At 68.3% G+C, this 480-nt stretch carries 1 protein-coding gene; it reads right to left on the bottom strand.

What is annotated here, in order from left to right:
• Positions 1-309: hypothetical protein (locus tag CRD59_RS08240; RefSeq protein WP_236632797.1), on the bottom strand; the 309-nt coding region annotated here is incomplete at its 3' end.
• Positions 310-480: the final 171 nt, after the last annotated feature.

Genomic DNA, 480 nt, shown 5'->3' on the forward strand with positions numbered 1-480 from the left:
GCGGGCTCCGACTTGGCGCGCTGCGTCTGCTCCGTGCTGCGTCGGCGTCATTGCCTCGCACGCCGTCTTGGCCTGTTCATTCTCAGTTCTGAGGTGGGCGCCCTGTTTGTGCCGGATCTCCTGCCGCGGCCCGCCTCTCTGTAAGGCACTCAGCGGCTGTTTCTGGTGCCCCGAAGCCGGCTTTCCGCTTTTCGCCTGTTCGCTGTCATCGGCGTGGTCGCCTGTCGGCTCGAGCCCACCGGCGACCACGCCGCTGACAGCGAACAGGCGAAAAGCGGAAATCCGGCTTTGGGGCACCAGAATCCGCACCGGCGCTCCTTCTCCTCGAGCCTCCCGAGTCCGTGCCCACCCACCGAACACGCCGACGCCGCTCTCCGGCAGCTTCAGTCAAGCACGCGTCGGGCAACGTCGGGCTCCTCGCCGGAGGACGCCGCGACACTCTTGGCCGCGCCGCCCTTCGACCGTCGATCCGCGCGGTCT

It is taken from the genome of Bifidobacterium xylocopae (assembly GCF_003315615.1).
Classification (GTDB): domain Bacteria; phylum Actinomycetota; class Actinomycetes; order Actinomycetales; family Bifidobacteriaceae; genus Bombiscardovia; species Bombiscardovia xylocopae.